At 74.1% G+C, this 26127-nt stretch carries 27 protein-coding genes and 1 tRNA gene; 15 read left to right on the top strand and 13 right to left on the bottom strand.

Annotation, left to right across the window (positions count from 1 at the left end):
- Positions 1 to 86 precede the first annotated feature (86 nt).
- Genes ACZ6J5_RS11845 through ACZ6J5_RS11835 form a run of 3 tightly spaced genes read left to right on the top strand, consistent with a single transcriptional unit; the run spans position 87 to position 2087 of the window.
- On the top strand, positions 87 to 1160 hold the full coding sequence (locus ACZ6J5_RS11845; protein ID WP_469390304.1) for a bile acid:sodium symporter family protein: 1074 nt from the start codon (positions 87 to 89) through the stop codon (positions 1158 to 1160).
- 25 nt (positions 1161 to 1185) lie between these two features.
- Positions 1186 to 1707 (top strand): isochorismatase family protein, encoded by a 522-nt coding sequence (locus ACZ6J5_RS11840; RefSeq protein ID WP_469390303.1) that lies wholly within the window; start codon positions 1186 to 1188, stop codon positions 1705 to 1707.
- Positions 1704 to 2087, top strand: coding sequence for a (2Fe-2S) ferredoxin domain-containing protein (locus ACZ6J5_RS11835; protein ID WP_469390301.1), 384 nt, complete (start codon positions 1704 to 1706; stop codon positions 2085 to 2087). Before ACZ6J5_RS11840 ends, ACZ6J5_RS11835 begins: the two co-directional genes overlap by 4 nt.
- A gap of 98 nt (positions 2088 to 2185) precedes the next feature.
- On the opposite strand, the gene fdhD is transcribed toward ACZ6J5_RS11835, so the two are convergent.
- On the bottom strand, positions 2186 to 3025 hold the full coding sequence (fdhD, locus tag ACZ6J5_RS11830) for a formate dehydrogenase accessory sulfurtransferase FdhD (protein WP_469390299.1): 840 nt from the start codon (positions 3023 to 3025) through the stop codon (positions 2186 to 2188).
- 183 nt (positions 3026 to 3208) lie between these two features.
- On the opposite strand from fdhD, the gene ACZ6J5_RS11825 reads away from it, so the two are divergent.
- The 3 genes from ACZ6J5_RS11825 to ACZ6J5_RS11815 all read left to right on the top strand — a co-directional run bounded on the left by ACZ6J5_RS11825 (position 3209) and on the right by ACZ6J5_RS11815 (position 5651).
- Positions 3209 to 4153 carry a beta-ketoacyl-ACP synthase III gene (locus ACZ6J5_RS11825; RefSeq protein WP_469390297.1) on the top strand — a complete coding sequence of 315 codons (945 nt, stop codon included), beginning with the start codon at positions 3209 to 3211 and terminating at the stop codon, positions 4151 to 4153.
- Between the two features lie 146 nt (positions 4154 to 4299).
- A complete protein-coding gene (locus tag ACZ6J5_RS11820; RefSeq protein ID WP_469390295.1) occupies positions 4300 to 4881 on the top strand; it encodes a hypothetical protein in 582 nt (193 codons plus the stop codon).
- A gap of 113 nt (positions 4882 to 4994) precedes the next feature.
- The gene (locus tag ACZ6J5_RS11815; RefSeq protein ID WP_469390293.1) at positions 4995 to 5651 is read left to right on the top strand and encodes a class F sortase; all 657 of its coding nucleotides are present in this window, start codon (positions 4995 to 4997) and stop codon (positions 5649 to 5651) included.
- Between the two features lie 102 nt (positions 5652 to 5753).
- Here the strand turns inward: ACZ6J5_RS11815 and ACZ6J5_RS11810 are convergent, their stop codons facing one another.
- Positions 5754 to 7031 carry a DUF2254 domain-containing protein gene (locus tag ACZ6J5_RS11810; protein ID WP_469390540.1) on the bottom strand — a complete coding sequence of 426 codons (1278 nt, stop codon included), beginning with the start codon at positions 7029 to 7031 and terminating at the stop codon, positions 5754 to 5756.
- 165 nt (positions 7032 to 7196) lie between these two features.
- Here ACZ6J5_RS11810 and ACZ6J5_RS11805 point away from each other — a divergent pair, with 165 nt between their 5' ends.
- On the top strand, positions 7197 to 7661 hold the full coding sequence (locus ACZ6J5_RS11805; RefSeq protein WP_469390291.1) for a hypothetical protein: 465 nt from the start codon (positions 7197 to 7199) through the stop codon (positions 7659 to 7661).
- 87 nt (positions 7662 to 7748) lie between these two features.
- A tRNA-Leu gene (locus ACZ6J5_RS11800) sits at positions 7749 to 7833 on the top strand.
- A gap of 43 nt (positions 7834 to 7876) precedes the next feature.
- Here the strand turns inward: ACZ6J5_RS11800 and ACZ6J5_RS11795 are convergent.
- The 3 genes from ACZ6J5_RS11795 to ACZ6J5_RS11785 are packed head-to-tail and all read right to left on the bottom strand — an operon-like array spanning position 7877 to position 9525.
- A complete protein-coding gene (locus tag ACZ6J5_RS11795; RefSeq protein WP_469390289.1) occupies positions 7877 to 8620 on the bottom strand; it encodes a class I SAM-dependent methyltransferase in 744 nt (247 codons plus the stop codon).
- A 42-nt stretch (positions 8621 to 8662) separates the two neighbouring features.
- Positions 8663 to 9091: a hypothetical protein gene (locus ACZ6J5_RS11790; RefSeq protein ID WP_469390538.1), complete on the bottom strand. Its 429-nt coding sequence runs from the start codon at positions 9089 to 9091 to the stop codon at positions 8663 to 8665.
- Between the two features lie 5 nt (positions 9092 to 9096).
- Positions 9097 to 9525, bottom strand: coding sequence for an ATP-binding protein (locus tag ACZ6J5_RS11785; RefSeq protein ID WP_469390536.1), 429 nt, complete (start codon positions 9523 to 9525; stop codon positions 9097 to 9099).
- Between the two features lie 255 nt (positions 9526 to 9780).
- On the opposite strand from ACZ6J5_RS11785, the gene ACZ6J5_RS11780 reads away from it, so the two are divergent.
- The 3 genes from ACZ6J5_RS11780 to ACZ6J5_RS11770 all read left to right on the top strand — a co-directional run bounded on the left by ACZ6J5_RS11780 (position 9781) and on the right by ACZ6J5_RS11770 (position 11767).
- Positions 9781 to 10644 (top strand): helix-turn-helix domain-containing protein, encoded by an 864-nt coding sequence (locus ACZ6J5_RS11780; RefSeq protein WP_362474864.1) that lies wholly within the window; start codon positions 9781 to 9783, stop codon positions 10642 to 10644.
- Entirely contained in the window at positions 10645 to 10881 is a 237-nt protein-coding gene (locus tag ACZ6J5_RS11775; protein WP_015037566.1) for a DUF397 domain-containing protein, read from the top strand.
- Positions 10882 to 10957: 76 nt separating this feature from the next.
- Positions 10958 to 11767, top strand: a complete 810-nt coding sequence (locus ACZ6J5_RS11770) for an SAM-dependent methyltransferase (protein ID WP_469390286.1) — start codon at positions 10958 to 10960, stop codon at positions 11765 to 11767.
- Positions 11768 to 11835: 68 nt separating this feature from the next.
- Here ACZ6J5_RS11770 and ACZ6J5_RS11765 read toward each other — a convergent pair whose 3' ends face one another.
- From ACZ6J5_RS11765 to ACZ6J5_RS11755, 3 genes are all read right to left on the bottom strand, one after another.
- Positions 11836 to 13743, bottom strand: coding sequence for a M64 family metallopeptidase (locus ACZ6J5_RS11765; protein WP_469390284.1), 1908 nt, complete (start codon positions 13741 to 13743; stop codon positions 11836 to 11838).
- A gap of 114 nt (positions 13744 to 13857) precedes the next feature.
- A complete protein-coding gene (locus ACZ6J5_RS11760) occupies positions 13858 to 15201 on the bottom strand; it encodes a 6-phospho-beta-glucosidase (protein WP_469390282.1) in 1344 nt (447 codons plus the stop codon).
- A 113-nt stretch (positions 15202 to 15314) separates the two neighbouring features.
- The gene (locus ACZ6J5_RS11755; RefSeq protein WP_469390280.1) at positions 15315 to 17099 is read right to left on the bottom strand and encodes a hydroxysqualene dehydroxylase; all 1785 of its coding nucleotides are present in this window, start codon (positions 17097 to 17099) and stop codon (positions 15315 to 15317) included.
- Between the two features lie 142 nt (positions 17100 to 17241).
- Here ACZ6J5_RS11755 and ACZ6J5_RS11750 point away from each other — a divergent pair, with 142 nt between their 5' ends.
- Positions 17242 to 17673 carry a YchJ family protein gene (locus ACZ6J5_RS11750; protein WP_469390278.1) on the top strand — a complete coding sequence of 144 codons (432 nt, stop codon included), beginning with the start codon at positions 17242 to 17244 and terminating at the stop codon, positions 17671 to 17673.
- Positions 17674 to 17935: 262 nt separating this feature from the next.
- On the opposite strand, the gene ACZ6J5_RS11745 is transcribed toward ACZ6J5_RS11750, so the two are convergent.
- From ACZ6J5_RS11745 to ACZ6J5_RS11735, 3 genes are all read right to left on the bottom strand, one after another.
- Positions 17936 to 20029, bottom strand: coding sequence for an MDR family MFS transporter (locus ACZ6J5_RS11745; protein ID WP_469390276.1), 2094 nt, complete (start codon positions 20027 to 20029; stop codon positions 17936 to 17938).
- Positions 20030 to 20168: 139 nt separating this feature from the next.
- Positions 20169 to 20423 carry a hypothetical protein gene (locus ACZ6J5_RS11740; RefSeq protein ID WP_469390534.1) on the bottom strand — a complete coding sequence of 85 codons (255 nt, stop codon included), beginning with the start codon at positions 20421 to 20423 and terminating at the stop codon, positions 20169 to 20171.
- 294 nt (positions 20424 to 20717) lie between these two features.
- Positions 20718 to 21776 carry an ATP-dependent DNA ligase gene (locus ACZ6J5_RS11735; RefSeq protein WP_469390533.1) on the bottom strand — a complete coding sequence of 353 codons (1059 nt, stop codon included), beginning with the start codon at positions 21774 to 21776 and terminating at the stop codon, positions 20718 to 20720.
- 98 nt (positions 21777 to 21874) lie between these two features.
- Here ACZ6J5_RS11735 and ligD point away from each other — a divergent pair, with 98 nt between their 5' ends.
- Positions 21875 to 22921: a non-homologous end-joining DNA ligase gene (ligD, locus tag ACZ6J5_RS11730; protein ID WP_469390273.1), complete on the top strand. Its 1047-nt coding sequence runs from the start codon at positions 21875 to 21877 to the stop codon at positions 22919 to 22921.
- 129 nt (positions 22922 to 23050) lie between these two features.
- The gene (locus tag ACZ6J5_RS11725) at positions 23051 to 24016 is read left to right on the top strand and encodes an alpha/beta hydrolase (RefSeq protein ID WP_469390271.1); all 966 of its coding nucleotides are present in this window, start codon (positions 23051 to 23053) and stop codon (positions 24014 to 24016) included.
- 38 nt (positions 24017 to 24054) lie between these two features.
- Here the strand turns inward: ACZ6J5_RS11725 and ACZ6J5_RS11720 are convergent, their stop codons facing one another.
- Positions 24055 to 24711: a TetR/AcrR family transcriptional regulator gene (locus ACZ6J5_RS11720; RefSeq protein ID WP_469390269.1), complete on the bottom strand. Its 657-nt coding sequence runs from the start codon at positions 24709 to 24711 to the stop codon at positions 24055 to 24057.
- A gap of 64 nt (positions 24712 to 24775) precedes the next feature.
- The gene (locus ACZ6J5_RS11715; RefSeq protein ID WP_469390267.1) at positions 24776 to 25561 is read right to left on the bottom strand and encodes an IclR family transcriptional regulator; all 786 of its coding nucleotides are present in this window, start codon (positions 25559 to 25561) and stop codon (positions 24776 to 24778) included.
- A gap of 240 nt (positions 25562 to 25801) precedes the next feature.
- On the opposite strand from ACZ6J5_RS11715, the gene ACZ6J5_RS11710 reads away from it, so the two are divergent.
- On the top strand, positions 25802 to 25936 hold the full coding sequence (locus ACZ6J5_RS11710; protein WP_469390265.1) for a hypothetical protein: 135 nt from the start codon (positions 25802 to 25804) through the stop codon (positions 25934 to 25936).
- The last annotated feature ends 191 nt before the right edge of the window (positions 25937 to 26127 follow it).

Raw genomic sequence — 26127 nt, 5'->3', positions numbered from 1 at the left:
CCCGGCGCCGGTCATCATGTTTCGTGATGACAGTCAGTGTGCTGTACGGGATTCCCGATCGGCGGGGCGTCCCCCAGGATGGAGGGATGAGCTCCCGTCCGCCCCGCACCTCCCGCAGACCCCTGCTGCCGTCCTGGCTGCCGGTCGACCCGTACATACTGGCGCTGCTCGGCACGGTCGGCCTGGCCGCCCTGCTGCCCGCCTCCGGGACGGCCGCGACGGTGGCGGACGGCACCGCCAAGGCGGCCGTCGCGCTGCTGTTCTTCCTCTACGGCGCGCGCCTGTCCACCCGCGAGGCGCTCGACGGGCTCAGGCACTGGCGGCTCCACGTCACCGTCCTGGCCTGCACCTTCGTCCTCTTCCCGCTGCTCGGGCTCGCCGCGCGCGGACTGGTGCCGACCGTGCTCACCCCCTCGCTCTACGGCGGACTGCTCTTCCTCTGCCTGGTGCCCTCCACCATCCAGTCCTCGATCGCCTTCACCTCCATCGCGCGCGGCAACGTGCCCGCCGCGATCTGCGCGGGCTCCTTCTCCTCGCTCGCCGGGATCGTGCTCACCCCGCTGCTCGCCGCCGCCCTCCTGGGCAACGGCGCGGGCGGGTTCTCGGCGGACTCCCTGGTCGCGATCGTGCTCCAGCTCCTCGTGCCCTTCCTCGCCGGACAGCTGCTGCGCCGCTGGGTCGGCGGCTTCCTGACCCGGCACAAGAAGGTGCTCGGCTATGTCGACCGGGGCTCGATCCTCCTCGTCGTCTACACGGCGTTCAGCGCGGGCATGACCCAGGGTGTCTGGCGGCTCGTCACCCCCGCCCGGCTCGCCGCGCTGATCGCCGTGGAGGCCGTGCTGCTCGCCGCGATGCTGGCGCTGAGCTGGTACGGGGCCAAGCGGCTCGGCTTCGGCCGGGCGGACCGGATCGCGATCCAGTTCGCCGGCTCCAAGAAGAGCCTGGCGGCCGGACTCCCCATGGCGAGCGTCCTGTTCGGCGCCCAGGCCTCCCTTGCGGTGCTGCCGCTGATGCTCTTCCACCAGATGCAGCTCATGGTCTGCGCCGTCCTCGCCAAGCGCCGCTCGCGCGACCCGGAGGAGCCCGCAGGGGCCCCGGAGGAGCCCGCCCCGGACGCCGCCCCCGTTGGCGGGATCACATCCCCGGCCGTCCCGCGGTGATCATCGGGGCCGCTACGGTGCTCCCATGCCCGCACTCGATCCCGGCCGCAGCGCGCTCGTCCTCGTCGACCTGATGGAACGCATCGTCGCGCTGCCCCTCGCCCCCCGCTCCGGCACCGACGTCCTGGCCGCCGCCGACCGCCTGGCCCACGGCTTCCGCGCGGCCGGCGCGCCCGTGGTCCACCTCCGGGTCGAACGCCCGGGCGTCGAGTTCCAGCCACCCGGCAGCGAGCTCGTCCCCGCCCTCGTCGACGACGGCGACACCGTCGTCGTCAAGCGCACCATCGGCGGCTTCCAGGGCACCGGCCTGCACGAGGTGCTCGGCGGACACGGCGTCTCCACCCTCGTCTTCGGCGGGATCGCCACCAACCTCGGCGTCGAGTCCACCGCCCGCGCCGCCGCCGACCTCGGCTACGAACTCGTCTTCGCCGAGGACGCCATGACCGCCCTCACCGCCGACGAGCACCATGCCTCCGTCCGGCTCGACTTCCCCCGCCTGGGCACCGTCGCCGCCGTCGCGGCGATCACCCTGGACGGCGCCGCGTGAACCGGGTGCCGATACGGTACGGGGCCCGCCCCTGCTCGCTCGTCGTCTGCCGAGGCTGCTGCTGCGGCGACGCCCGCAAGAACCCCGGCATGGACCACGCCGGACAGCTCGCCCGGCTCCGCGAGGCCGCCGCGGCCTCCGGCGGCCGGCTCCTCGTCCGCACCAGCGACTGCCTCGGCCCCTGCGCCCAGGCCAACGTCCTCGTCGTCCAGCCCTCCACCGAGGGCCGCCGCCGCGGCGGCCGGGCGGCCTGGATCGGCTGGAGCGCCGACCGGGACTGCCTCGACGAGATACTCGCCTGGACGGCGGCCGGCGGCCCCGGCGTCGCCCCGCCCCCGGCCACCCTCGCCCTCCAGATGATCGACCCGCCCAAGAACTAGGGTGTCCGACGCTCCCCGCCGGGCGGATCCGGAGGGTCCCGCCCGGCCCGCCGGGGACGGCCCCGGCGGGCCGTGACCCGACGCGACGGACGGAGCCGCTACGGGACCCGCTCCAGCGCGATCCGGTGCTCGCCCGCGTACACGTTCATGTCCTCCCCGCGCAGGAAGCCCACCAGCGTCAGGCCCGTCTCCGCGGCCAGGTCGACCGCCAGCGACGACGGCGCCGACACGGCCGCGAGGACCGGGAGGCCCGCCATCACCGCCTTCTGCGCCAGCTCGAACGAGGCCCGCCCCGACACCAGCAGCACCGCCCGCGACAGCGGCAGCAGCCCCGCGCGCAGCGCCCGGCCCACCAGCTTGTCCACCGCGTTGTGCCGGCCCACGTCCTCCCGCACGTCCAGCAGCTCGCCGTCCTCCGAGAACAGCGCCGCCGCGTGCAGCCCCCCGGTCCGGTCGAAGACCCGCTGCGCCGCCCGCAGCCGCTCCGGCAGGACGGACAGCAGCGCGGGCGACACCCGCACCGGCGGCTCGTCCGCGATCGGGAACCGCGCCGTGGTCCGCACCGCGTCCAGGCTCGCCTTGCCGCACAGTCCGCACGACGAGGTCGTGTAGACGTTCCGCTCCAGCGAGATGTCCGGGACCGGCACACCCGGCGCGAGCCGCACGTCCACCACGTTGTACGTGTTCGAGCCGTCGTCCTTCGCCCCCGCGCAGTACACGATGGACCGCACGTCCGCCGCGGCCGCCAGCACCCCCTCGCTGACCAGGAAGCCCGCCGCCAGCGCGAAGTCGTCACCCGGCGTGCGCATGGTGATCGCGATCGGCCGCCCGTTCAGCCGGATCTCCAGCGGCTCCTCCGCCACCAGCGTGTCCGGGCGCTCGTTCACCGCCCCGCCCCGGATGCGCACGACACGCCGTCGCTCGGTGACCCGTCCCATTGGCTGCACTCGATTCCGTCCGCGCGATGACCCCCCGGGGGCCCGACCGCCCCATTCTCCTCTTGTCACGGTCGCACAGGCACTTCGGGTGAATCTTGGTGGTTTACGTCACCTGTTACCCATCAGTCGCTCACGAGACTGGGTGGTCCTGCCGACGAACGAACCACCGAGGGGGTCCCGGGCATGACGGGCACTCGAATCGCCGCGCTCGGGCACTACCAGCCCGCCAAGGTGCTCACCAACGACGACCTGGCCGCCCTCGTGGAGACGAGCGACGACTGGATCACCAGCCGGGTCGGCATCCGCACCCGGCACATCGCCGGACCGGAGGAGCCGGTCGACGAACTCGCCGCGCACGCCGCGGGCAAGGCGCTCGCCGCCGCCGGCCTGACCGCCGCCGACATCGACCTGGTGCTGGTCGCCACCTCCACCGCCATCGACCGCTCGCCCAACACCGCCGCCCGGGTCGCCGCCCGGCTCGGCATGGCCTCGCCCGCCACCATGGACCTCAACGTGGTCTGCGCCGGCTTCACCCACGCGCTGGCCACCGCCGACCACGCCGTCCGCGCCGGCGCCGCCCGCCGCGCCCTGGTCATCGGCGCCGACAAGATGACCGACGTCACCGACTGGACCGACCGCACCACCTGCGTCCTCGTCGGCGACGGGGCCGGCGCCGCGATCGTCGAGGCCACCGAGACCGACACCGGCGCCATCGGCCCCGTGCTGTGGGGCTCGGTCCCCGAGATGGGCCACGCCGTCCGCATCGAGGGCACCCCGCCGCGCTTCGCCCAGGAGGGCCAGTCCGTCTACCGCTGGGCCACCCAGCAGCTCCCCGCCCTCGCCCGCAAGGCCTGCGAACGCTCCGGCGTCGCCCCCGAGGAGCTGGCCGGCGTGGTCCTCCACCAGGCCAACCTGCGGATCGTCGAGCCGCTCGCCGCGAAGATCGGCGCCGTCAACGCGGTCGTCGCCCGCGACGTCGTCGACTCCGGCAACACCTCCGCCGCCTCCGTACCGCTCGCCCTGTCCAAGCTGGTCGAGCGCGGCGAACTGCCCTCCGGCGCCCCTGTCCTGCTCTTCGGCTTCGGCGGCAACCTCTCCTACGCCGGACAGGTCGTCCGGATCCCCTGAGGCGCGGGCGCGCCCGGTGCCCCGTTCGGCGGAGCCCGGTGGCGGGGCACCGGGCGCGCGCCTAGCTTCGATCGCGGCGAGGGTCTTTCGACGGCCCGTCCGCGGAAACCTCCGCGACCGCCCCTCGCGTGATCTGGAGGACCGCCATGCGTGCGATACGCGCCGCTGCCGCAGCCCTGCTCGCCGGCCCGCTCGCCACGGCCGTCCTCGTCCTCGGCGGTCCCGCCGCACCCGCCGCCCTCGCGGAGGACGGCGGCGGCCCCCAGGACGGCACCGGGCACGGCATCACCTCCTTCGGCTTCTCCGTCACGCCCGAGACCGTCGCCCCCGGCGGCACCGTCACCCTCAAGGCGGACGGCTGCCAGGTGCCCACCGTGACCGTCGAGTCCGGGATCTTCGACACGGTCACCCTCACCGAGGGCCGCGAGGGCACCGCCACCGTCGACGTCGACGCCAAGGCGGGCGCCCGGTACGAGATCACCTTCGACTGCAAGGGCGAACGCGGCACCGCCCCGCTCACCGTCTCCGGCGGCGGGGGCCACGAGAGCGGCCACGACGGCGGCACGACCGGCGCCCACAAGGGCGTCAAAGCGGGCTTCGGCACGGCCGCGGGCGCCGAGGACTCCGGCGGCATCGGCCTCGTCGAGGCGGTCACCGGCGGCGTCCTCATCGTCGGCGCGCTCGGCGCCGCCGTGGTCCTCGCCCGGCGCGGCGGCTCCGGCACCTGAACCGGCCCCCGGGGCACCCGAAACGGCCCCTTCGCCCCGGAGTGACGAGGTCCGGGGCGAGGGGGCGCCAGTCCCCCGCGCGCGGGGACACCAGGAGAGGGCGAGGCAGCACGGTGCACGGCTCGAACGGACCGGGACGGCCCGGCGCCTGGGGCGTCGTCGCCGTCGTCCTCCTCGTCGGGGTGCACCTGCTGCGCGGCGGCACCGACGCGCTCCGCGCCGAGGGCCCCCCGCTGCCTCGGGCCGCCGCCGCGCCCGGCACCGCCGCGGCCGCCCCGGCGGCGGCCCCCGGACCGCTGCCCGCCGCCCGGCCCGTACGGGTCCGGGTGCCCTCCGTCCGCGTCGACGCGCCGCTCGCGGCCGTGGGCCTGGACACCGAGGGCTGGATCGACGCCCCGCCCCCGGACCGGCCCGAGCTCGCCGGCTGGTTCACCGGCGCGGTCACCCCCGGCGAACGGGGCACCGCCGTCCTGGTCGGACACGTCGACACCCCGGAGGGCCGCGGGGTCTTCTACGGCCTCGGCGCGCTCGCGCGGGACCGGCGCGTCGAGATCGTCCGCGCCGACGGGCGCACCGCCGTCTTCACCGTGTACGGCGTCGAGCTCGTCCCCAAGGAGGGCTTCCCCGCCGCACGGGTCTACGGCTCCACCGGCCGCCCCGAGCTGCGCCTGATCACCTGCGGCGGACGGTACGCGCGGGACACCGGCTACACCGGCAACGTGGTGGTCTCCGCCCGGCTCGCCGAGGTCCGGCCGGCCCCGCCGACCTGACGGACTCCGGGCCGGGAGTGGACCGGGACCGGGGGTGGTGGCGGAAGGTGAGTCCGGGAGCAGGCGTCGGGGGGCGCCGGGCCCCCGCGGTCACCGCACCGCTCAGCCGATGCCCTGACGGTCCGGCTCCAGCGCGAAGGACCGGTCGGCCGCCTCCGGCACCGTGCGCTCCACCAGCTGCACCAGGAGCGTGCGGTGCCGCAGCAGCGGAGCCGCCCGCTCCGGCGGGACCCGCGCCAGCAGGTCGTCGAGCCCGGCGAGCATCCGCCGGGAGACCTGCGGGCTGTCCCCGGCGCAGCCGCGGATCTCGGCGAAGCCCAGGTCCACCAGATCCGTCCAGTCCGGCCCGTCCTGCACGAACCGCACCGTCCCGCCGCCGCGCCGCCGGTCCCGGTACTCCACCGCGCCCAGCGGCCGGTGGGCGAGGGCCGCCAGGAACTGTGTGATCCGGTCCAGGCACTGCACGGCCGTCGTCGGGTCGTTCACGGCGGGGGAGAGGGCCCGCAGCGCGATGTCGGAGAGCTGCCGCAGCCCGAAGCCCAGGTCCTGGTGGAAGGTCCGCTCGATGCCCACCGACACCGCGCCCGCCACCCGGCGCGGCACCGTGCCGCCGTGCACGGCCAGGATCGGCGTGCCCGGCACCACGAAGTCGCCGATCCTCGGCAGCAGCCGCAGCACCACCCCGTGCCGCCGCGCCGACGCGACGAGCAGGGCCACGTTCACGTCCCGCAGCACCCCGGCCCTGCCCCGGTGCAGCAGCTCGTCGGTCGCCGGGCCGAGCGCCCCGGCCCCCACCGCGTACGCCGGGGTCTTCTCCAGTACCCGGAACGCCTCCCAGGTGATCCGGTCCACCACGTGGCCCACCCGCATCAGGCGCAGCGTGGAGTTCACGTACGCCACGAAGAGCAGCAGGCTCAGCCCGACCATCACCAGCGTGAGGATCGACTGCACCAGCGGCACCGTCTGCACCAGCCGAGGGTCGGTCTCGCTCTCGTACGAGGAGAGCACCAGCAGCGACAGCAGGAAGGTGGCGAGGAAGACGGAGAACGCCGCCTTGGTGATCCGGCTGCGGATGAAGATCCGCACGATCCGGGGGCTGAACTGCCCGCTCGCCATCTGCACGGCGACCAGCGAGATCGAGAAGACCACACCGATGAAGGTCATCATCGCCGAGCTGATCGTCGTCACGATCGTCTTCGCGTCGTCGGCGATCCCCACGAGGTCCGTGACCGTCTCGTACTCCCCGGCCTCCTGGAGCGTCTCGACGATCGCCGTGTCCAGCGCGGAGCAGCCCCACCACAGCAGGGCGACCAGCACCATCGAGGCGACGGGCGCGAACCAGAAGGTGTCCCGCAGGTGCTCGCGCAGCGGGGAGAGCATCCGGGGCCTGCGGTACGGGACGGAGGGCGCATGAGGGTCCACCCGGGGCAGGGTAGGCGCCGCCGTCCCCTAGGGTGCGGCGACGCCCCGTGCGCCCCGAGTCGTACCCGGAACGGTCCTCCGGACGTACGAGAACGGGCCCGGACGGCGCCCACGATGGAACACATGAACCGCACCGCCATCGCCCTCGCCTCCACCGCCGCCCTCGGCGCCCTCGTCTTCGCCGGAGCCGTCGCCGTTCCCGCCGCCGCCGACTGGTGGGACGGCCGCCACGACGAGTACTCCTCCTACGCGACCGGTGCCGCCGCCAAGTCCGACCGCCCCTCGGTCCCGCGCTGGCTGCCGGACCAGGCGGGCTCCGTCGAGTACGCCATGAAGACCACCGGCGGCGACCGCGCCCTGAAGGCCGCCCTCCCGTCGGCCGAGCTCCCCGCCGGCTGCGCCCCCCTCGCCGCCGACGCCTCCCGCCCCGACCCGGTCCTGACCCCCGACTGGCTCCCGAAGGACGCGAAGGCGAAGGCCACCGCCCGCTGCGGCCTGTACTACGCGTACCTGGACGGACACACGCTGTACGGCTGGCAGGACAACCAGGACTGGATCAAGGACAACAAGGCGTCCGCACCCCACTGACCACGGAAAACGCTGGTGAAAGCCACCCCGAACCCCTGGTAGAGTTGTCTTTGTCGCCGCGGGGAACACCGGGGTGGCGAAACACCCGTCCGGGTGGCGGAATGGCAGACGCGCTAGCTTGAGGTGCTAGTGCCCTTTATCGGGCGTGGGGGTTCAAGTCCCCCCTCGGACACAAGACGAAGGACCCCGGCTCACGCCGGGGTCCTTCGGCGTTTCTACGCCCCGCCCGCCCCGCTTCCCCCGTGCGTCTCGCCCTTGCGCGCCACCACCAGCCGGCAGCGCGGGGCGCCGTCCTCGCGGAAGCCGAGGGACCGGACCGGCAGGAGCTCCGTGCGGAAGCCCGCGGTCTTCAGGCGGTGGCGGACGTCCGCCAGGCGGAAGGTGCGGTAGTACATGACGAACGGGGGCCGCCACACCGCGTTGCGCAGCCGCATCGCCGCGTCGAAGCCGCACAGCGTCCAGTAGGGGACCGAGCCGACCGGGGGCGGGGCGGGCAGCGGGAAGGCGAAGGTGCCGCCGGGGCGCAGCGAGCGGTGGACCTCCCGGAACAGGGTCCGCTGCTCGGCGGGGAGGAAGTGGCCGAAGGCGCCGAAGCTGACCGCGAGGTCGAAGGCGGCGGTGAAGGGCAGCGCGCGGGCGTCGGCGCGGACCAGGGCCGCCTCCGGGTGCGCCGCCCGGGCCCCGGAGAGCATCCCGGCGCTGAAGTCCACGCCGGTGACCGGGCCCGCGCACACCGAGCGCAGCACCGACAGCCCGGCTCCGGTGCCGCAGCAGACATCGAGGCCGGGGCCGAAGGGGCCGAGCGGCTCCAGGGTCTCGGCGACCGCGCCGAGCAGCCGGTCGGAGGTGCGGAACGGGGTCGTGTCGAAACGGGCGGCCAGCAGGTCGTAGCCCCGCTCGACGGAGGAGAGTGCCTGCACGGTCAGCTCACGGAGGGTGGGGCCCTCGGGGGAGAACATGGTGCCGAGCCTAGGGCGTGCCCGGGCGCGGTCGCCCGCCGCTCACAGGGTGCTGCGTACCTGCGGGGGGACGCTCCAGGCCGGGGCGATCCCCGTCAGCTGGCAGATCAGCAGGTAGAGCGGGATCGGCGGGGTGTAGGGAGAGCCGCCGTCCGGGTGGTGGATCAGCCGAGGGCGCCGGTCGGGGACCACGGCACCGGGGGCGTAGCAGGAGGGCAGCGGCCAGGTCAGGTCCTGGTCGGAACCGGCCGGGACCAGCCACCACCACCAGTCGGCGTCCGCGTACACGCAGCCCTTGGCGGGGAGCCGGGACAGGATGCGGAAGCCGTAGCGGGCGGGGACGCCGATCGCGTCGGAACCGAGGGTGGCCGGCAGGTCCGGCGGGACGGCGAGGCGGGTCACGCCGACGTGGGCGCGGGCGGGGGTGTTCTCGGGGCTCTTGCGGGCGCGCGGGACGAGCAGCGTCGCCATGGTCCTCAGCACGGCTCCGCCATGCCGTGCGCGAGCTCCGCCCAGACGACCTGCGCGGTGCCGTGTCCGGTGCGGTCGGCGCCCCAGGCCGCGCAGAGCGCGTCGACGAGGATGAGGCCGCGGCCCCGCTCGTCCTCGCCGCACTCGCGTATGCGGGGCCCGGCGGGACCACCCTCGTCGCGCACGGCTATGCGCAGCCGCTCCTCGCCCTCGCGCAGCTCGCACACGACCCGGGCGCTCGCGGTGTGGACGACGGCGTTGGTGACCAGCTCGGAGACGACGAGGGCGACGGTGTCGCGGATCTCCGGGTCGCAGCCCCACAGGACGAGGCGCTCCTCGGCGAGCCGCCGGGCCCGGGCCACGGACTCGGTGCGGGCGGGCAGCTCGAAGGCGAACCTGCGGACGTCGGAGTGGGGGCGCGGGCGCTGGGGCATGACGCGGGGGCTCATGAGACCTGAGGAGTGCGCGTTACCAGAAGCCACGACCGGATCCTCACAACTGTGGGCAGGATGCCGTACGCATGTCCTCCGTGGAGCGCACGGCGGAAGTGCGTACTGGTTCACCGGAATACTGTGCTCCTGACTCCGACACTTGGCAAGTGGCACTCTGAAAATTGCAGAGTGCCGTGTTCTCTCTGGCGGGGCTTCGTGGCACACTCGTCCAAACAGCGCGTCGGGGAGGTCTTGAGAGTGAGCGAGCCGCGGTCCGCCCCCACGGTGGGACAGGTCGTACTCGGCAAGCGTCTGCAGGATCTGCGGGAGCGTGCCGGCCTGAAGAGGGAAGAGGCCGCCAAGATCCTCCGGGTGGCTCCGGCCACGATCCGGCGCATGGAGACGGCCGAGGTCGCGCTGAAGATCCCGTACGTCCAGCTCCTGCTCAAGGCGTACGGCATCACGGACTCCGAGGCGGAGGGCTTCGTCGCCCTCGCGGAGGAGGCCAACCTCCCCGGCTGGTGGCAGCGGTTCCACGACGTGCTGCCCGGCTGGTTCTCCATGTACGTCAGCCTGGAGGGGGCCGCCAGCCTCATCCGGGCCTACGAGCCCCAGTTCGTCCCCGGCCTGCTGCAGACCGAGGACTACGCCCGTGCCATCCTGCGCAGCGGGGCGGTCGGCGGCAGCGATGCCGAGGAGATCGACCGCCATGTAGCCCTCCGCATGGAGCGCCAGTCCCTGCTCACCAGGGAGGACGCGCCCAAGTTCTGGGTGATCATGGACGAGACGGTCTTCCGCCGACCGGTCGGTGACGGGCCCGAAGTGATGCGCGCCCAGCTCGACCGGCTGCTCGAAGCGTCCGAGCTGCCGAACGTCACCCTGCAGATCGCGGAGTTCGGCTCCGGCCATCATCCGGGCACCTACGGGCCGTTCGTCCTCTTCCGCTTCGCCATGCCCGAACTCCCGGACATGGTCTACAGCGAGTACCTGACCGGCGCCGTCTATCTCGACGCGCGCCCCGAGGTGGCCTCCCACCTTGAGGTCATGGACCGCATGGCGGCTCAGGCCGCGACTGCACAACGCACGAAGGAGGTTCTGCGGAACCTCCGCAAGGAGCTGTGAATGGATCGCATATACAACGGTATGCCCGCCGCTGAGCTCGGTGCCGAAGGCTGGCACAAGCCGTGGAGCGGCGGGAACGGGGGCAACTGCGTGGAGGCCATGAAGCTGGCCGACGGCAGAGTCGCCGTGCGACAGTCCGCAGACCCTGAAGGACCCGCCCTCATCTACACCCACGGGGAGATCGCCGCCTTCATCCAGGGGGCCAAATCAGGTCAGGCTGACTTTCTGCTCACCTGACCCCTTCCGCCACACCCCGCACGTCGCGTAACTCTTGCAGTGAGCACCACCGTTGGACCCGCCGAGGAGAGAGCCGATGACCCAGGACCCCGCCGCATCCGTGAGGATCGACACCAGCAAGCCGCACCCGGCGCGGATGTACGACTGGTTCCTGGGCGGCAAGGACAACTACCCCGTCGACGAGGAGATGGCCCGCCAGCTCCTCACCGTCGACGCCCGGGGCCGCGACATGGCCCGGGTCAACCGCGCCTTCATGCACCGCGCCACCCGCTGGCTCAGCGCCGCCGGCGTCCGCCAGTACCTGGACGTCGGCACCGGCATCCCCACCGAGCCCAACCTGCACCAGATCGCGCAGGGGGCCGCGCCGGACTCCCGGATCGTCTACTGCGACAACGACCCGATCGTGCTCGCGCACGCGGCCGCCCTGCTGCGCTCGACCCCCGAGGGGGCCACCGAGTACATCCAGGCGGACGCCCGCGACCCCGAACTGATCCTCGAAAGGGCCGGAAAGGTCCTTGACTTCGACCAGCCCATCGCCCTGTCGATGCTCGCCCTGCTGCACTTCGTGGGGGACGAGGACGGGGCCTACGACCTGGTCGGCAAGCTGGTCGAGAAGCTCGCCCCGGGCAGCTATCTCGTCCTCTCGCACGTCACCGGGGACTTCGACCCCGAGGGCGCCGCGAAGGCCGCCGCCATGTACAAGGCGCGCGGACTGACCCTGCGCCCGCGCTCGCGCGACGAGCTCGCCGCCTTCTTCGACGGCCTCGACCTGGTCGAGCCGGGCGTCTCGCTCACCGCCGAGTGGCACCCGGAACTGGGCGAGCCCGTCCAGGTGCAGGGCGACGACCCCATCCCGGGCTGGGCCGCCGTCGGCCGCAAGCGCTGACCCGCCCCACGCTCGACAACGGGAGAAGGCCCGCCGGCATCCGGCGGGCCTTCTCCCGTTTCACGGGGCTACTTCCGCACCAGTGTCACCAGGAAGCTCCGGGCCGGGCCCACGTTCCCCGCCGCGTCCACCGTCCGGTACTCCACCGTGTGGGTGCCGTAGTCCGGCGTGGCGTCGTCCCAGGGCACCACCCGGCCGCGGCCCAGCTTGCCGTAGACCAGGTCGTCGATGACGGTGCCCGAGGGGGAGAAGCGGAACGGCGCCGAGGCGTCCGTCGGCCAGCCGTAGTACGTGTACCAGCCGTCCCCGTCCACCCGGAACTGGCTCACCACCGCCCCCTCCCGGTCGTCGCCCGCGGTCAGCCGCATCGTGAACGCGTCGTCGTAGACGTACTCGACGGGCCGCCCCGGCCGCTTCACCGTCCGCAGCGGCGGCGACAGCTCGTAGCGGGCGGCGGCGGGCGTCGCGTCCACCGTCCAGCTCAGCGCCTCGGCCGTGCCCGGGATCCGGGCCGTCAGCGTGTGCGTGCCCGGGGACAGCCGCAGCGCGCCCAGGTCGAGGTCGCGGTCGTTGCCCGGGTTCGGCACCGTCCGCCCGTCGAGCGTCCACCGCACGGCCGGGACGCCGCGCGCCGGGTGCGTCGTGTCCGCGTACACGACCGACCGCGCGCCCACCGCCGGGCCGGTCGCCGTGTGCCCGGCGAAGGCGGCGCGCGCGGTGTCCTTCGGCGTGCGCAGCGCCGGGTCCACCGTCCACGTCACCGTGCGGGTCAGCGCCGCCGAGCCGCGCACCGCCGGGTCGCGCACGAACGGGGTCGGGTCGGTGACCGTCGCCGTCAGCGCGTACGTACGGCCCGGGGCCAGGTCCAGGCCGCGCAGGTCCAGCGAGCGGGCGCCGCCGGTGCGCAGCGGGCGCCCGTCGACCCGCCACTGGACGGCCAGCTCGCCGCCGACCGGGTGCAGGGTGTCCACCCACAGCGTCCGGTCGGCCCCGACCGGCGCCGCGTTCGGGGTGTGGCCCTGGACCAGGTCCACCTTGGCGGAGATCGCCCGCACCATCACCTCGCGCTCCACCTGGTCGAAGGCGTAGCCGAGGGTCTTCATCATGGAGTGCCGGCTGGGCCGCCACACCCCCGAGGTGCTGTACATCCCGCCCTCGTACCGCCCGATGACCCCGCCGGACTCGCTCTCCTCGCCCAGCCAGCGCCACCACTTGGCCCGCTGCTCCCGCAACTGCCGCTCGGTCAGCAGGGTGTGGTGGACCGAGTCCGGCTCGCCGTCGGTGTACGCGCCGCCGGGGACCCCGCGCGCGTAGTAGTCGTACTCGTCCTGGAGCCCGCCCAGCGAATGCCCTATCTCGTGCGGGGTGATGAGCGCGGAGAGCGCGTTGCCGCCGGACGCGGTGGCGTAGGACCCGCCCGCGCCGCCGTAGGTGGAGCTGTTCGCGAGCGCCACGATCTGCCGGTTGGCCCGGCTCGTGCCAGGCACCAGATCGGCGAGCCCGGCCGCCTTCGCGCTGTCCACGGTCAGCAGCCGCTGCACGCTGCCGGGGTTGCAGCCGCCCCAGAACCCCATGTCGAGCACGGTGTCGCGGGCCGGGGCGCCGAGCCCCGGGTCGCAGTCGACGCCGGAGTCCTTCGACGCCGCCTCCACCGCCCACACGTTGATGTACGAGCGGTAGGAGGCGAACGGCTCGACGCTCCACAGCGTGCTCAGGTGCCGCTCCAGGTCCGCCCGGAACGTGGGCAGTTCGGCCGCCGTGTACCCGTCGCCCATCACCACGAGGTTGAACCGCTTGTCGGCCGGACCGGTGGTCTGCACCGGCACCACCACCGCGCCGCCCGCCTCCGCGGCCCGCGCGGCGGCCGGGCTGCCGCCGCCGGCGGACCCGGTGCCCACCAGGCCCGCGGCCAGCAGACAGCCCGCGGCGAGCCGGGCCACTCCTCTTCGAACACCCCTGCGTCGCTGTGAAGTCATGGGGCGCGAGCCTAGGCCGCGCCCCCGAACCGCGTAAAGATGTTCGTCGGCCGTCCGCCCCGGCGACGCGCCGGTGCCGCCTCGGTGCCGGCGCGGTGCCGTATCAGAGCCGCCTCAGTGACGCAGGTAGGCCAGCCCCGCGTGCTCGGCGGTGTAGCCCTCGACCAGCCGCCGGGCCACCGTCACCGAGTCGACCAGCGGGTGCAGCGCGAAGGCCTTCACCGCCGTCGCCCGCGAACCGCTCTCCGCCGCCGCGAGGACCTCCCGCTCGACCGCCTTCACGGCCGTCACCAGACCCACCGCGTGATACGGCAGCGGGTCCACCGACACCGGGTGGGCGCCCGCCGCGTCGACGAAGCAGGGCACCTCGATCACCGCGTCCGCGTCCAGCACCGACAGGGTGTGCCGGTTGCGCACGTTGAGGATGAGGGTGGCCCGCTCGTTGCGCGCGATCGCCCGCATCAGCGCCAGCGCCACCTTCTCGTAGCCGCCCGACTCCAGGTCCTCCTCGTCCCGCTCGCCGACCCCGGCCGCCTCCCGGTTGTGCGCCATGTAGGTCGCCTCGCGCTCGGCGAGGGTGCGGTGCCAGGCGGGCAGGGCGGGCGCGTCGGGCCGGCCCATCTCGTCGTAGAAGCCGGACTGCTGGTCCAGCAGGTAGGCGCCCCGGGTCCGCTCCGCCTCCCGGTAGGCGCGGACCGCCTCCCGGTTGAAGTAGTAGTAGTGCAGGTACTCGTTGGGCACCGCGCCCAGCGAGCGCAGCCACTCCGTGCCGAAGAGCTTGCCCTCCTCGAAGGAGCCCAGCAGCCCCTCGTCCTCGAACAGGCGCGGCAGCAGGTCCTCCCCGCCGACCCGCAGCCCGCGCAGCCACCCCAGGTGGTTGAGGCCCACGTAGTCGACCCACGCCTCGCCGGGACGCGCGCCGAGCACCCGCGCGACCCGGCGGCCCAGGCCCACGGGGGAGTCGCAGATGCCGATCACCCGGTCGCCGAGGATCCGGGACATCGCCTCGGTGACCATGCCCGCCGGGTTGGTGAAGTTGATGACCCAGGCGTCCGGGGCGAGTTCGGCGACCCGGCGCGCGATGTGCGTCACCACCGGCAGGGTCCGCAGCCCGTACGCGATGCCGCCCGCGCCCACCGTCTCCTGGCCCAGCACGCCCTCGGCCAGCGCGATCCGCTCGTCGGCGGCCCGTCCCGCGAGCCCGCCCACGCGGATCGCCGAGAAGACGAAGTCCGCGCCGCGCAGCGCCTCGTCGAGCTCCGTGGTCGCGGTCACCACCGGTGCGTCGGGCACGCCCGCGCCCTGCTCGGCGAGGACCCGGGCGATCGCGGACAGGCGCCCGGGGTCCAGGTCGTACAGGGTGACGTGGGTGACCCGCCCCTCGGCGTGGTCGCCGAGCAGGGCGCCGTACACCAGCGGCACCCGGAATCCGCCGCCTCCGAGAATCGTCAGTTTCATGGCCGTACGCTACTCGGCCGGACACGGCGGCCACGGGATTCGCCCGCGCCCGTCCGTTTCCGTGACCAGTCCGTGGACGCCCGCGCGGGGCCGGCCCGCGCGGGCCGGGTGCCTCAGCCCAGGTCGAGGGCGTTGCCCAGGCCCAGGCGGTAGCGCAGCCGGTCGTGCCGCTTGAGGCCCTCCAGCTCCGGCGGGCTGAACAGCGGCCGCACCGTGCAGCGGGCGGCGGCCGAGCCCGTGCGGTCGAGCAGCGCGTTCACGGCCTGGCGGGCGGAGGCGTTGGCGCCCTCCATGGTGGCCAGGTCGATGTCGACGGCCACGTAGTCGCCCGCCAGGTACAGGTTCGGGACCCGGGTGGCCGCCTTCGGGCGGTTGTGGAAGGTGCCCACGGGGTGGACGAGGAGCTGGTCCTCGTTGGTCGGGTTCGGGGTGCCGAGGCCGTCCACCCCGGGGTCCAGGAACCAGGAGTGCAGCGCGCTGTCCTTCAGCACCGTGCGGCCCGTGTCGTTGAACGAGGCCTTCAGCTGGGCCCACACCTCCTTCGCGACCTCCGCGCGGGTGCACTGCTTGGCGGTCTTCCCGTACAGGACGCCCGGCCGGTCCCACTCGGAGATGTCCACGGACAGGCAGTCGACGACCGCCCCGTCGCCGTAGTCGGCGGCGAAGTCCCGGGCCGGCCAGTGCCGGGCCTGCTGGATCGCGGTCAGCGACCAGGGCGAGTCGATGCAGTTGGCGTGCCCGGCGAGCAGCGGGGCGCTCTCCGTCAGATAGAACTGGATGCCGGTCATCCAGTCCGTCTCCAGCGCGTCGCAGCGGGCGAGCTGCGGGTCGGCGGCGCGGAGCGCGGCGCTCCAGGTCCGGCGGGCGTGCTCGACCGGCATCGCGGACACGTAGTGGTCCGCGGTCACCCGGCGCCGGACCCCCTGCGGGTCCTCGGCCAGTACCGCCGCGATCCGCCCGGCCCCGGCGTCGTAGTCCAGCTCCCGCACGGTCCAGCCGACCCGGAACTCCACGCCGAGGCCGGTCAGATGGGTCACCCAGGGGTCGATCCACGCCTCATTGGTGGGCAGGTTCAGGATCCGGTCCAGGGGCCCGTCGGCGCCCCGCCCCAGCGCGTTGAAGGCGAAGGCCTCCAGCAGGGTGGCGACCGTGCGGGTGCTGGCCTCCTCGGCCTTGGTGGCCACGATGTTGCGGGTGAGCCCCACGGCGAGGATGCGCTGGTAGTCGTAGCTCATCCGCTCGGCCCGCAGGAACTCCCACCAGGGGGTGCGCTCCCAGGTGTCGTCGCGCCGCTCCTGGCAGCTGGTGAGGAAGACGAGGAAGCGGTCCACGAAGTACGCCGCCTCGTGCAGCGGGATGGAGCGGGCGGTCTCCAGGAGCGCGGTCAGCGCCCGGCGGATCTCGTCGAGGGTGAGCTCGGCCGGGCGGTGGCCGGGCCAGGGCAGCGGGATGCGCAGGTCCTCGCGGCCGGTCCGGGCGAAGGACATCTCCGCGGGGGCCACCAGGTTGTCCCACACGCCGTGGGCGTTGCCCGGGAAGGGGATGCGCCGGAGGGTGTCGGGGAGGTTGTGGTAGATGCCGGGGATGAAGCGGAAGCCGTGCTCGGCGGGGAGCGCGCGGCGCCCGCCCCGCCCGCTCTCCGGCACGTCCATGGAGCGCGCCTTGCCGCCGAGCGCCCGGCGCTCGTAGACGGTCACGCGGTAGCCGCGCTCGGCCAGTTCGTGGGCCGCGGTCAGCCCCGCGACCCCGCCGCCCAGCACGGCGACGGAGAGCGGCGCGGCGGCCTCCGCGGCCTCCGCCGGTCCGGCGCCGACGGTGACCGTCGAGGCGACCGCGGCTCCCGTGACGGCGGCCGCGCCCGCCACGAATCCGCGCCGCGACGTGCCCGTGCGCTCCATGCCCCACCCCTTTACCGCCGGTAACAGTGTGATCCGGCGCAGGAGCATAGGGGCGGCCCCCGGACAGCGGAAGCACCGCGCGGGGGCCCGCCCCGCGGATGGCGCGATCCCGCCCCCGCCTCCCGCACGGGACAATGGCCGCATGTCCCGACGCAACGCCCGCACCCGGCCGGCCCGCCCCGCCCTCACCGCCGACTCGCCCTGCCCCTGCGGCCTCGACGCCCCTTACGGCGCCTGCTGCGGCCGCTTCCACGCCGGACCCGCCACCGCGCCCACCGCCGAGCTGCTGATGCGCTCCCGGTACAGCGCCTTCGTCGCCCGCGACGAGCCGTACCTGCTGCTCACCTGGGCGCCGCGGACCCGGCCCGCAGAGGTGGACTTCGACCCGGCCCTGCGCTGGACCGGCCTCGGCATCGAGGCGACCGGCGACGGCACCGCCTTCCACCAGCACGGCACCGTCACCTTCCGGGCCCGTTTCCGCCAGGGCGGCACGGAGGGCGAACTCCACGAGCGCAGCCGCTTCGAGCGGCACGAGGGTGTGTGGGTGTACGTGGACGGGGACTTCCTGGACTGAGGCCCGGTGCCGGGCCGGCCCCGGGCCTGGCCCGGCCTTGGCCCTGGCCCGGCCTTGGCCCGGCCCCGGTCCCGGTCCGGCCCCGGTCCCGGTCCCGGTCCGGCCCCGGTCCCGGTCCCGGTCCGGCCCCGGTCCCGGTCCCGGTCCCGGTCCGGCCCCGGTCCCGGTCCCGGTCCGGCCCCGGTCCGGCCTTGGTCCTGGTCCGGCCCGGGTCCTGGCCCGGCCCGGGTCCCGGTCCGGCCCTGGTCCCGGCCCCCCGCCGTCAGCGGGCCGTCGCGCCCGCCGGTTCGCGCTCGTGCCGGGGCAGGCCCTGGGCCAGGTCCTCCGCGATCAGCTTCTTCGCGATGGCGTCCGTCGCGGCCCGCAGCTCCGGGCCGCTGGGCCGGCCGCGCTCCCGCTCGACCCGGTCGCTGAGCCAGTCGCCCCAGGCCCGGGTGATGACCTCCGCCTCGCGCTTCCCGGCGGCGGTGTGCGAGAGCAGGCTGCCGTCGCGGGTGAGGAAGCCCTCCTCGACCATCCGCTGGAACACCGGCAGCAGCACCTCGGGCGGGACCCGGCGGCCCGCCGAGATCAGCCCGAGGCTCGCGTGCCCGACCAGCCGGGTGAACAGCTCCACCTGCATGACCGCCCAGGCGCCGGCGGTGTCGAGCCGGGTGTCGGAGCCGGACACGATCCGCCGCGCGGTGTCGAGGTCGGTCTTGCGGATGATCCGCCCCACCGACAGTTCGAGGAGCTTGGCCGAGTCGCCGCTGCCGGTGGGGGAGGCGAAGCCCTCGCCCATGTCGGGCGCCGAGGCGCGGGCGGTGTCCCGCAGCTCCACCTGCTTCAGGAAGAGCGCCACGACGAAGCCGAGGGCCGCGACCGGCACGGTCCACAGGAAGACGGTGTGCAGGGTGTCCGCGTACGCCTGCACGATCGGCTCCGCCACCCGGTCCGGCAGCCCGTGGACCCCCGCCGGGCTCTGCGCGGCCTTCGCGACCGTCGCCGGGTCCAGGCCGAGGCCCGCCGCGCGCGCCGCCGCCTCCGCGGTGCCCTCGGTGAGGTTGGGCCTGAGGGAGTTGGCGTAGATGGTGCCGAAGACGGCGGTGCCGAAGGAGCTGCCGAGCGTACGGAAGAAGGTGACGCCGGAGGTGGCCGTGCCGAGGTCCGCGTAGTCGACGGTGTTCTGCACGGCGATGGTCAGCACCTGCATGCACAGGCCGATGCCGACGCCGAGCACGAACATGTATAGCGACTCCAGCCAGGTGCTGCTCTCCGGCCCCATCAGCGAGAGCAGGTAGAGGCCCACGCCCATCACCAGCGAGCCGACGATCGGGAAGGTCCGGTAGTGCCCGGTCTTGCTGACGACGTTGCCGCTGAAGACGGAGGCGATCAGCAGGCCGACCACCATGGGCAGGGTGCGGAAGCCGGAGACCGTCGCCGAGTCCCCGTCCACGTACTGCAGGTACGTCGGCAGGAAGGTCATCGCGCCGAGCATGGCGAAGCCGACGATGAAGCTGAGCACGGAGCAGACGGTGAAGACCGGATTGCGGAAGAGCCGCATCGGCAGCATCGGTTCGGCCGCCCGGGTCTCCACCCAGCAGAACAGGGCGAGCGCGAGCAGCCCGCCGGCGAACAGCCCGATGATGACACCGGAGCTCCACGCGTACTCGTTGCCGCCCCAACTGGTGGCCAGGATCAGGGCGCTGGATCCGGCGGCGACGAACGCGATGCCCGCGTAGTCGATGACCGGCCGGCTCGCGGAGCGTACGGAGGGGATGGTGCGGGCGGCGGCGATCACGACGAGGATCGCGATCGGCACGTTGACGTAGAACGCCCAGCGCCAGCTCAGATGGTCGGTGAACAGCCCGCCGAGCAGCGGCCCGATGACGGTCGAGACGCCGAACACGGCGCCGATGGCGCCCTGGTACTTGCCGCGCTCGCGCAGCGGGATCACGTCGGCGATCAGGGCCATGGAGGTGACCATCAGCCCGCCGGCGCCGATGCCCTGCACGCCGCGCCAGACGATCAGCAGCGTCATGTTGGTGGCGAGACCGCACAGGAACGAGCCCGTGATGAAGACGATCGCGGAGATCTGGAAGATCACCTTGCGCCCGAAGAGGTCGCCGAACTTGCCGACCAGCACGGTCGCGACGGTCTCCGCCAGCAGATACGCGGTGACCACCCACGACATGTGCGCGGCGCCGCCGAGGTCCGAGACGATCGTCGGCAGCGCGGTGCCCACGATCGTCTGGTCCAGGGCGGCCAGCAGCACGCCGAGCATGATCGTGCCGAAGACGATGTTGCGGCGACGTCGGTCGAGCACGGGCGGCTCGACGGCCGGGGGCGCGGTCGCGGCTTCGCTGGAGGTGGTCACCCTCGCAGCCTCACACCGACGCCGGTGTCCCGCATGTGGAGTACGTCCGAACCGGTGCGGCGCCGGTGCCCCGACCCGATCGGCCGAGCCCACCGGCCCACCGGCCGACCGGAGCCGCGGTGCCGGCGGCGGCGCGCCGTCAGTGCCCCGGGCGGACCGGGAGCTGCGGGTGGTGCTTGGCCAGCACCTTGTTGGCGCGGGCGAGCGCGGCCAGCGCGTGCTCGCGGTCGGCCCGGTCCTCCGCGCACAGCGGCCCCCGGAAGCGGTACACCTCGCGCGCCGCGCAGTCGGCGTCCACCTCGGCCTGGAGCACGTGCAGCGGCATGCAGGAGCCGATCAGCGCGGCGACGCGGTCGGGGATCGGGACGGGGACGAGCGGCGAGGGCGTGGCGATCACGGTCGGTCCTTGGGGGTCTGGCGGGTGAGCGTGCTTCTCCCCTCCATACGTACCGGATCGAGGTGGCGGTTCGCCGACGGGTCCGTCACCGCCGGGCGACACCCCCGCGCCGCCTCCGCCCGGCCGCGCGGGCCCGCCCGGCCGGGCCTCCGGGCGTCCTCGCAGGTGCGCCCGGGTGTGCCGGCTCCCTCGCGCGCGGGTTCACCGAACGGGCTTGCGGGGAGCGGGAGTTGTCGATCACCGGGATGTGGGGCATCTCACCCCGGGGCCGGAGCGTGCCCAGCCCGCGGGCTATCCCAGGATCGCGCCCAGGTCGTACGAGACCGGTTCCTCCAGCTGCCCGTAGCCGCAGGACTCCGGGGTCCGGTCCGGGCGCCAGCGCTTGAACTGGGCGGTGTGCCGGAAGCGGTCGCCCTCCATGTGGTCGTAACCGACCTCGCAGACCCGCTCCGGGCGCAGTGCCACCCACGACAGGTCCTTCTTGCCGGACCAGCGGCTCGGCGCGCCCGGCAGCCTGGCCCCCTCGTGCGCCGACTCCTCGGTCCACGCCGCCCAGGGGTGCCCGTCCGGCGGGTCCATGCGCAGCGGCTCCAGCTCCGCCACCAGCTCCGCGCGGCGCTGCGCGGTGAACGCGGCGCACACCCCCACGTGCTGGAGGGTGCCCCCGGCGTCGTACAGGCCGAGCAGCAGGGAGCCGACGACCGGGCCGCTCTTGTGGAGGCGGTAGCCGGCCACCACCACGTCGGCGGTCCGCTCGTGCTTGATCTTGTACATCAGGCGGGCGTCGGGCCGGTAGGGCAGGTCGAGGGGTTTGGCGATCACGCCGTCCAGACCGGCGCCCTCGTATTGCTCGAACCAGCGCGCCGCGAGCTCCGGGTCCCGGGTGGCCGGGGCGAGGTGGACCGGGGCGCCGGCCCCGGCGAGGGCCCGTTCGAGCAGGGCCCGGCGCTCGGTGAGCGGGGTGTCGAGGAGCGCGTCGTCGCCGAGGGCGAGCAGGTCGAAGGCGACGAACAGGGCCGGCGTCGTCTCCGCGAGCATCCGCACCCGCGACGCGGCCGGGTGGATCCGCTCGCTGAGCCGGTCGAAGTCGAGCCGTCCGCCGTGTGCGACGACGATCTCCCCGTCCACCACGCAGCGCTCGGGCAGCAGGGCGGGCAGCGCCTCGACGAGCTCGGGGAAGTAGCGGGTCAGCGGCTTGCCGGTGCGGCTGCCGATGAACAGCTCGGGCCCGTCCCGGTGTACCAGGGCGCGGAAGCCGTCCCACTTGGCCTCGTACTGCATCCCCGGCGGGATCTTCTTCACCGCCTTCGCCAGCATCGGCTTCACGGGCGGCATCACCGGCAGGTCCATGGAGCCGATTATGGGCCGGGTGACGAGGTGATGCGCGGGCATGTGGGGTGGTATCGGTCGATATGCGCCTTGTATCCGCACCGCCTAGGCTGACCGCCATGGCAGGCAAGGCGGACGCGGTGGAGCTGGCGGTCGGCGACCGGACCGTACGGGTGTCCCATCCGGACAAGGTGTACTTCCCCGAGCCCGGCTACACCAAGCTGGACGTGGTCCGCTACTACCTCGCGGTCGGCGACGGCATCACCCGCGCCCTGCGCGACCGCCCCACCACCCTGGAGCGCTACCCCGACGGGGTGACCGGGGAGTCGTTCTTCCAGAAGCGCGCCCCCAAGTACCTCCCGGACTGGATCCCGACGGCCCACATCACCTTCCCCAGCGGGCGTTCCGCCGACGAGATGTGCCCGACCGAGCCGGCCGCCGTGCTGTGGGCGGCCAACCTCGGGGCCGTCACCTTCCACCCCTGGCCGGTGCGCCGGGAGGACACCGACCACCCCGACGAACTGCGCATCGACCTCGACCCGCAGCCCGGCACCGACTACGCCGACGCGGTCCGCGCCGCCCACGAACTGCGGGCCGTCCTCGACGAGCACGGTCTGCGCGGCTGGCCGAAGACCTCCGGCGGGCGGGGGCTGCACGTCTTCGTGCCGATCCTGCCCGAGTGGACGTTCACGCAGGTCCGGCGGGCCGCCATCGCCTGCGGAAGGGAGCTGGAGCGGCGGATGCCGGACCGGGTCACGATCAAGTGGTGGAAGGAGGAGCGCGGCGAGCGGATCTTCGTGGACTACAACCAGACCGCCCGCGACCGCACCATCGCCTCCGCCTACTCCGTCCGCCCCCGCCCGCACGCCCCGGTCTCCGCGCCGCTGCGCTGGGAGGAGATCGACGACGCCGTGCCCCGGGACTTCGACATCCGCACCATGCCGGAGCGGTACGCGGAACTGGGCGACGTGCACGCGGACATGGACGACGAGCGGTTCAGCCTGGAGCCGCTGCTGGAGCTCGCCCGCCGCGACGAGGCCGAGCACGGGCTGGGCGACCTGCCCTATCCGCCGGAGTACCCGAAGATGCCGGGCGAACCGAAGCGGGTCCAGCCGAGCCGGGCGAAGAAGGAGAAGAAGGAAGAGGGGGAGAAGGGGGAGGAGTGAGAGGAGTGAGAGGGGAGGGGGGTGAGCGGCGGGTTCGTGTGCTTCTAAAACTGTACGAACGATCGTGCTAGCATTTTTCGGGTCGAGTGCAGTGCGAGCGAGAACGATCGATGGGGACGGGATTTCGCCATGTCAGTCAAGGCTCTGCTGGTCCGCGTCACAATCACCACCCTGAACGCCACCGCGTACGTGGCCCCCGGCCCCACCGGGCGGGCCGTCTTCCACTTCTTCGTCCGCCCCCTCGCGCGGGTCCGCCTCAAGTCGGCCGAGGAGCCGCTGATGGCCACCGCCCGGGTGGAGCGCGTCCCGCTCTCGGGGGCCGGGGCCGGGGCCGGGCGGGGCAAGGAGACCGTCGTGTACGCCTGGGGCGACGGCGAGCGGCCGGTCCTGCTGATCCACGGCTGGACCTCGCGCGCCTCGCGGCTCCACGCCCTTGTCGAGGCGCTGCTCGCGCGCGGCTACAGCCCCGTCGCCTTCGACACCCCCGGGAGCGGCGAGGCGGCCGGCCGGTCGAGCAACATCCTCGAATACCGCGAGATCATCCGACGGCTGCACGCCCGGTACGGCGACTTCGAGGCCGTCGTCGCGCACTCCTTCGGTGTCGCGGCCGCTCTCTTCGCGCTGCGCGACGGCGTCCGGGCGAAGCGGCTGGTCGGCATCTCGGGCGTCGGCTCCTTCGCCCTGCTCGCCGACTCTTTCCGGGGCATGACCGGTTTCGGCGAGCGTGCGCTCCGCGTGATGCGCCGCCACGTGGAGCGGGTGCTCGCGCCCGAGGAGCCGGGCGTCTGGGCGCACTTCGACGCCTCCTGGCGCCCGGAGGACCTGGGCGCGCCCCTGCTGCTGATCCACGACGAGGCGGACACGCTGGTGCCGCTCGCCCACGCGCACGCCATCCGGGCCGCGCACGGCGACCGGGTCCGGCTCGTCGTCACCCGGGGACTCGGCCACACGAAGATCCTGACCGATCCTCAGACCGTCGCCCAGGTCGCCGAGTTCGTGGCGGCGCCGGTCGGTACGGACGCCGGGGAGGCCGCCGAGACCGGGGAGATCCGGGGCGCCGCCGAGGTCGCCGAGGCCGCGTCCGGTTCGCGCTGAGCACGTCGCCCCGCGGGTCCGGCCGGTCCGGCGGCTCCTCAGGCCCCGGGGGCGGCCACCTCGTCCCGCGCCCCGTCCGTCGCCTCGGCCCGCAGGCGGCGGGCGATGCCGCGCTCGGCCCGCTCGTACGCCGAGGGGTCGGCGAGCAGCACGGACTGGGCGTTGGCCGACTCCATCAGGGCGATGATCTCGAACGCGAGCTGCGGGGCGTCCACGTCCGCGAGCAGCCCGCCGGCCCGCCGGGCCTCCTCGATCTGCTCCTCCACGTAGGAGTTCCAGTCGGCGCGCGCCTGAGCGATCGCGTCGTGGACCGGTCCCGTGCGGGCGTCGAACTCGGCGGAGACCGCGTAGAAGAAGCAGCCGCCCGCGAAGACGCGCTCGGCGGAGTAGGCGAGCCAGTTGCGGCACAGCGCCCACACCCGGCCGGGACCGGGCGGCAGTTCGGCGAGCGGGGCGACCACCCGGTGGGCGAAGACGGCGGCGGCGGCCCGTACGGTCGCCAGCTGGAGCTCCTCCTTGGAGCCGAACAGCGCGAAGACGCCGCTCTTGCTCAGCTTGAGCTCGGTCGCGATCCGCCCCAGCGACAGGCCCTCCAGGCCCTCGACCGAGGCGATGTCCATCGTGCGGCCCAGCACGAGCCGCCGGGTCTGGTTGCCGCGCTCGACGCGCCCGTCGGTCCTGGTGGTGCCGGTCATGCCCCCATCGTACTGTCCGCACGACCGTGCGGACACTCCTCGGCGCGGGTCGCCGGACGCCCGGTCATCCCTCCGGGAGGCGCCGCTCGCCTGGCGCCAGCAGCAGCACCTCCAGCGCGCGGGCGCACGAGCGCGCCTGCGCCAGGAACCAATCCAGCCGCGCGTCGGTGATCAGCGACGGCGTCCCGCGCACCGCGAGCGCGAAACGCGCGTGCCCGGCCCGTTCCAGGACCGGCACCGCGACCGTGCGCACCCCGAGCGCCGACTCGCCGTCGTTGAGCGCGTACCCCTGCTCCCGCACCCGCGCCAACTCGCCCGCGAGCAGCCCCGGTTCGACGATGGTCCGCTCGGTGAAGGCGTACAGCGGAGGGAGTGCCCGCGGCCCGCCCTCGCCCGCCCGGGGCCAGGCGAGCAGCACCTTCCCGAGCGCCGTCGAGTGCAGCGGGCGGCGCAGCCCCACCTTCGGCGTCACCGAACCGCCCGCCACGATCACCGCGTACCCGCCGCTGCGCAGCGCCAGATCGGCCGTGGCGCCGGTCCGCGCCGCCAGATCGCCCAGCTCCGGCGCGGCCAGGTGCAGCCCGCGCTGGTGGTACGAGAGCCGGCCGAGCTCCGTGACGGCGGGGCCGAGCCGGTAGCGGGCCGTGCGGGCGTCCTGCTCCAGGAAATCCGCCCCCAGCAGCGTCCGGGCCAGCCGGTGCGCGGTCGAGGTGGACAGGCCGAGCCGGCGTGCCAGGTCCGAGGCGCTGAGATCGGGGCCGTTGTCGTGGAAGCAGTGCAGGACGTCCAGGGCCCGGCGCACCGCCTGGGCCCCGGCCGGTGCGCGGACCGGGCCGGCCTCGGTGGTCATGTGTGGGTCGCTCCCCCTCGCCGAATGCTCTGGACGGGCTCCCACGCTCCCACATGGCGGGAGCCGAAGCAGCAGCCGGACGAGGTCGGAAACATGCCGTTCATGTGCGATCCCACATCGTGGGAGCGGAGTTGAAGGCGGCGGAGCGTCCGTGGCAAGGTTCCGGCCAGCACCGCCGCGATCCACCGCGGCGACCGCCACGGACCCGTGGCGCACCGGCCGGAAGGGAGCAGGACCGCGATGAACGTCGTCACCGCCGTGGGCGCCATGACCGCCGTGACCGTACGCCGTCGCGTCGTCCCGCCCGCTCCCGCGGCCCTCACCCGGCGCCGTCACATAGACCTGGCCCGCGTCACCGCCACCGCCTGTCGCTGACCCCGGCACGGGCGGCCGGCCGCCTCGCGGGCCCCGGGCCCTCGGCCTGAAGCCGCCGCCCCGGCACCGCCGACCGGCCGTGCCGGAGGCCCGGCGGCGACCGCCCCGGCCCTTCGCCGCACCCCGCCTCACCTCACCGTGCCGTCAGGTCCGGCGCCCGTCGGCGCGGCCGTTCCCGGACGCCGTGGGCG

This window comes from Streptomyces sp. NPDC042100 (assembly GCF_055582325.1).
This window is presented reverse-complemented; position numbering and strand designations above follow the sequence as displayed.

What these genes read in the sequence shown, in the direction of transcription:
- ACZ6J5_RS11845 (WP_469390304.1), top strand. Translation starts at nt 87, where the DNA reads ATGAGCTCCCGTCCGCCCCGCACCTCCCGCAGACCCCTGCTGCCGTCC.
- ACZ6J5_RS11840 (WP_469390303.1), top strand. Translation starts at nt 1,186, where the DNA reads ATGCCCGCACTCGATCCCGGCCGCAGCGCGCTCGTCCTCGTCGACCTG.
- fdhD (WP_469390299.1), bottom strand. Translation starts at nt 3,025, where the DNA reads ATGGGACGGGTCACCGAGCGACGGCGTGTCGTGCGCATCCGGGGCGGG.
- ACZ6J5_RS11825 (WP_469390297.1), top strand. Translation starts at nt 3,209, where the DNA reads ATGACGGGCACTCGAATCGCCGCGCTCGGGCACTACCAGCCCGCCAAG.
- ACZ6J5_RS11820 (WP_469390295.1), top strand. Translation starts at nt 4,300, where the DNA reads ATGCGTGCGATACGCGCCGCTGCCGCAGCCCTGCTCGCCGGCCCGCTC.
- ACZ6J5_RS11810 (WP_469390540.1), bottom strand. Translation starts at nt 7,031, where the DNA reads ATGCTCTCCCCGCTGCGCGAGCACCTGCGGGACACCTTCTGGTTCGCG.
- ACZ6J5_RS11805 (WP_469390291.1), top strand. Translation starts at nt 7,197, where the DNA reads ATGAACCGCACCGCCATCGCCCTCGCCTCCACCGCCGCCCTCGGCGCC.
- ACZ6J5_RS11795 (WP_469390289.1), bottom strand. Translation starts at nt 8,620, where the DNA reads ATGTTCTCCCCCGAGGGCCCCACCCTCCGTGAGCTGACCGTGCAGGCA.
- ACZ6J5_RS11790 (WP_469390538.1), bottom strand. Translation starts at nt 9,091, where the DNA reads ATGGCGACGCTGCTCGTCCCGCGCGCCCGCAAGAGCCCCGAGAACACC.
- ACZ6J5_RS11785 (WP_469390536.1), bottom strand. Translation starts at nt 9,525, where the DNA reads ATGCCCCAGCGCCCGCGCCCCCACTCCGACGTCCGCAGGTTCGCCTTC.
- ACZ6J5_RS11775 (WP_015037566.1), top strand. Translation starts at nt 10,645, where the DNA reads ATGGATCGCATATACAACGGTATGCCCGCCGCTGAGCTCGGTGCCGAA.
- ACZ6J5_RS11770 (WP_469390286.1), top strand. Translation starts at nt 10,958, where the DNA reads ATGACCCAGGACCCCGCCGCATCCGTGAGGATCGACACCAGCAAGCCG.
- ACZ6J5_RS11765 (WP_469390284.1), bottom strand. Translation starts at nt 13,743, where the DNA reads ATGACTTCACAGCGACGCAGGGGTGTTCGAAGAGGAGTGGCCCGGCTC.
- ACZ6J5_RS11760 (WP_469390282.1), bottom strand. Translation starts at nt 15,201, where the DNA reads ATGAAACTGACGATTCTCGGAGGCGGCGGATTCCGGGTGCCGCTGGTG.
- ACZ6J5_RS11755 (WP_469390280.1), bottom strand. Translation starts at nt 17,099, where the DNA reads ATGGAGCGCACGGGCACGTCGCGGCGCGGATTCGTGGCGGGCGCGGCC.
- ACZ6J5_RS11750 (WP_469390278.1), top strand. Translation starts at nt 17,242, where the DNA reads ATGTCCCGACGCAACGCCCGCACCCGGCCGGCCCGCCCCGCCCTCACC.
- ACZ6J5_RS11735 (WP_469390533.1), bottom strand. Translation starts at nt 21,776, where the DNA reads ATGGACCTGCCGGTGATGCCGCCCGTGAAGCCGATGCTGGCGAAGGCG.
- ligD (WP_469390273.1), top strand. Translation starts at nt 21,875, where the DNA reads ATGGCAGGCAAGGCGGACGCGGTGGAGCTGGCGGTCGGCGACCGGACC.
- ACZ6J5_RS11725 (WP_469390271.1), top strand. Translation starts at nt 23,051, where the DNA reads ATGTCAGTCAAGGCTCTGCTGGTCCGCGTCACAATCACCACCCTGAAC.
- ACZ6J5_RS11720 (WP_469390269.1), bottom strand. Translation starts at nt 24,711, where the DNA reads ATGACCGGCACCACCAGGACCGACGGGCGCGTCGAGCGCGGCAACCAG.
- ACZ6J5_RS11715 (WP_469390267.1), bottom strand. Translation starts at nt 25,561, where the DNA reads ATGACCACCGAGGCCGGCCCGGTCCGCGCACCGGCCGGGGCCCAGGCG.
- ACZ6J5_RS11710 (WP_469390265.1), top strand. Translation starts at nt 25,802, where the DNA reads ATGAACGTCGTCACCGCCGTGGGCGCCATGACCGCCGTGACCGTACGC.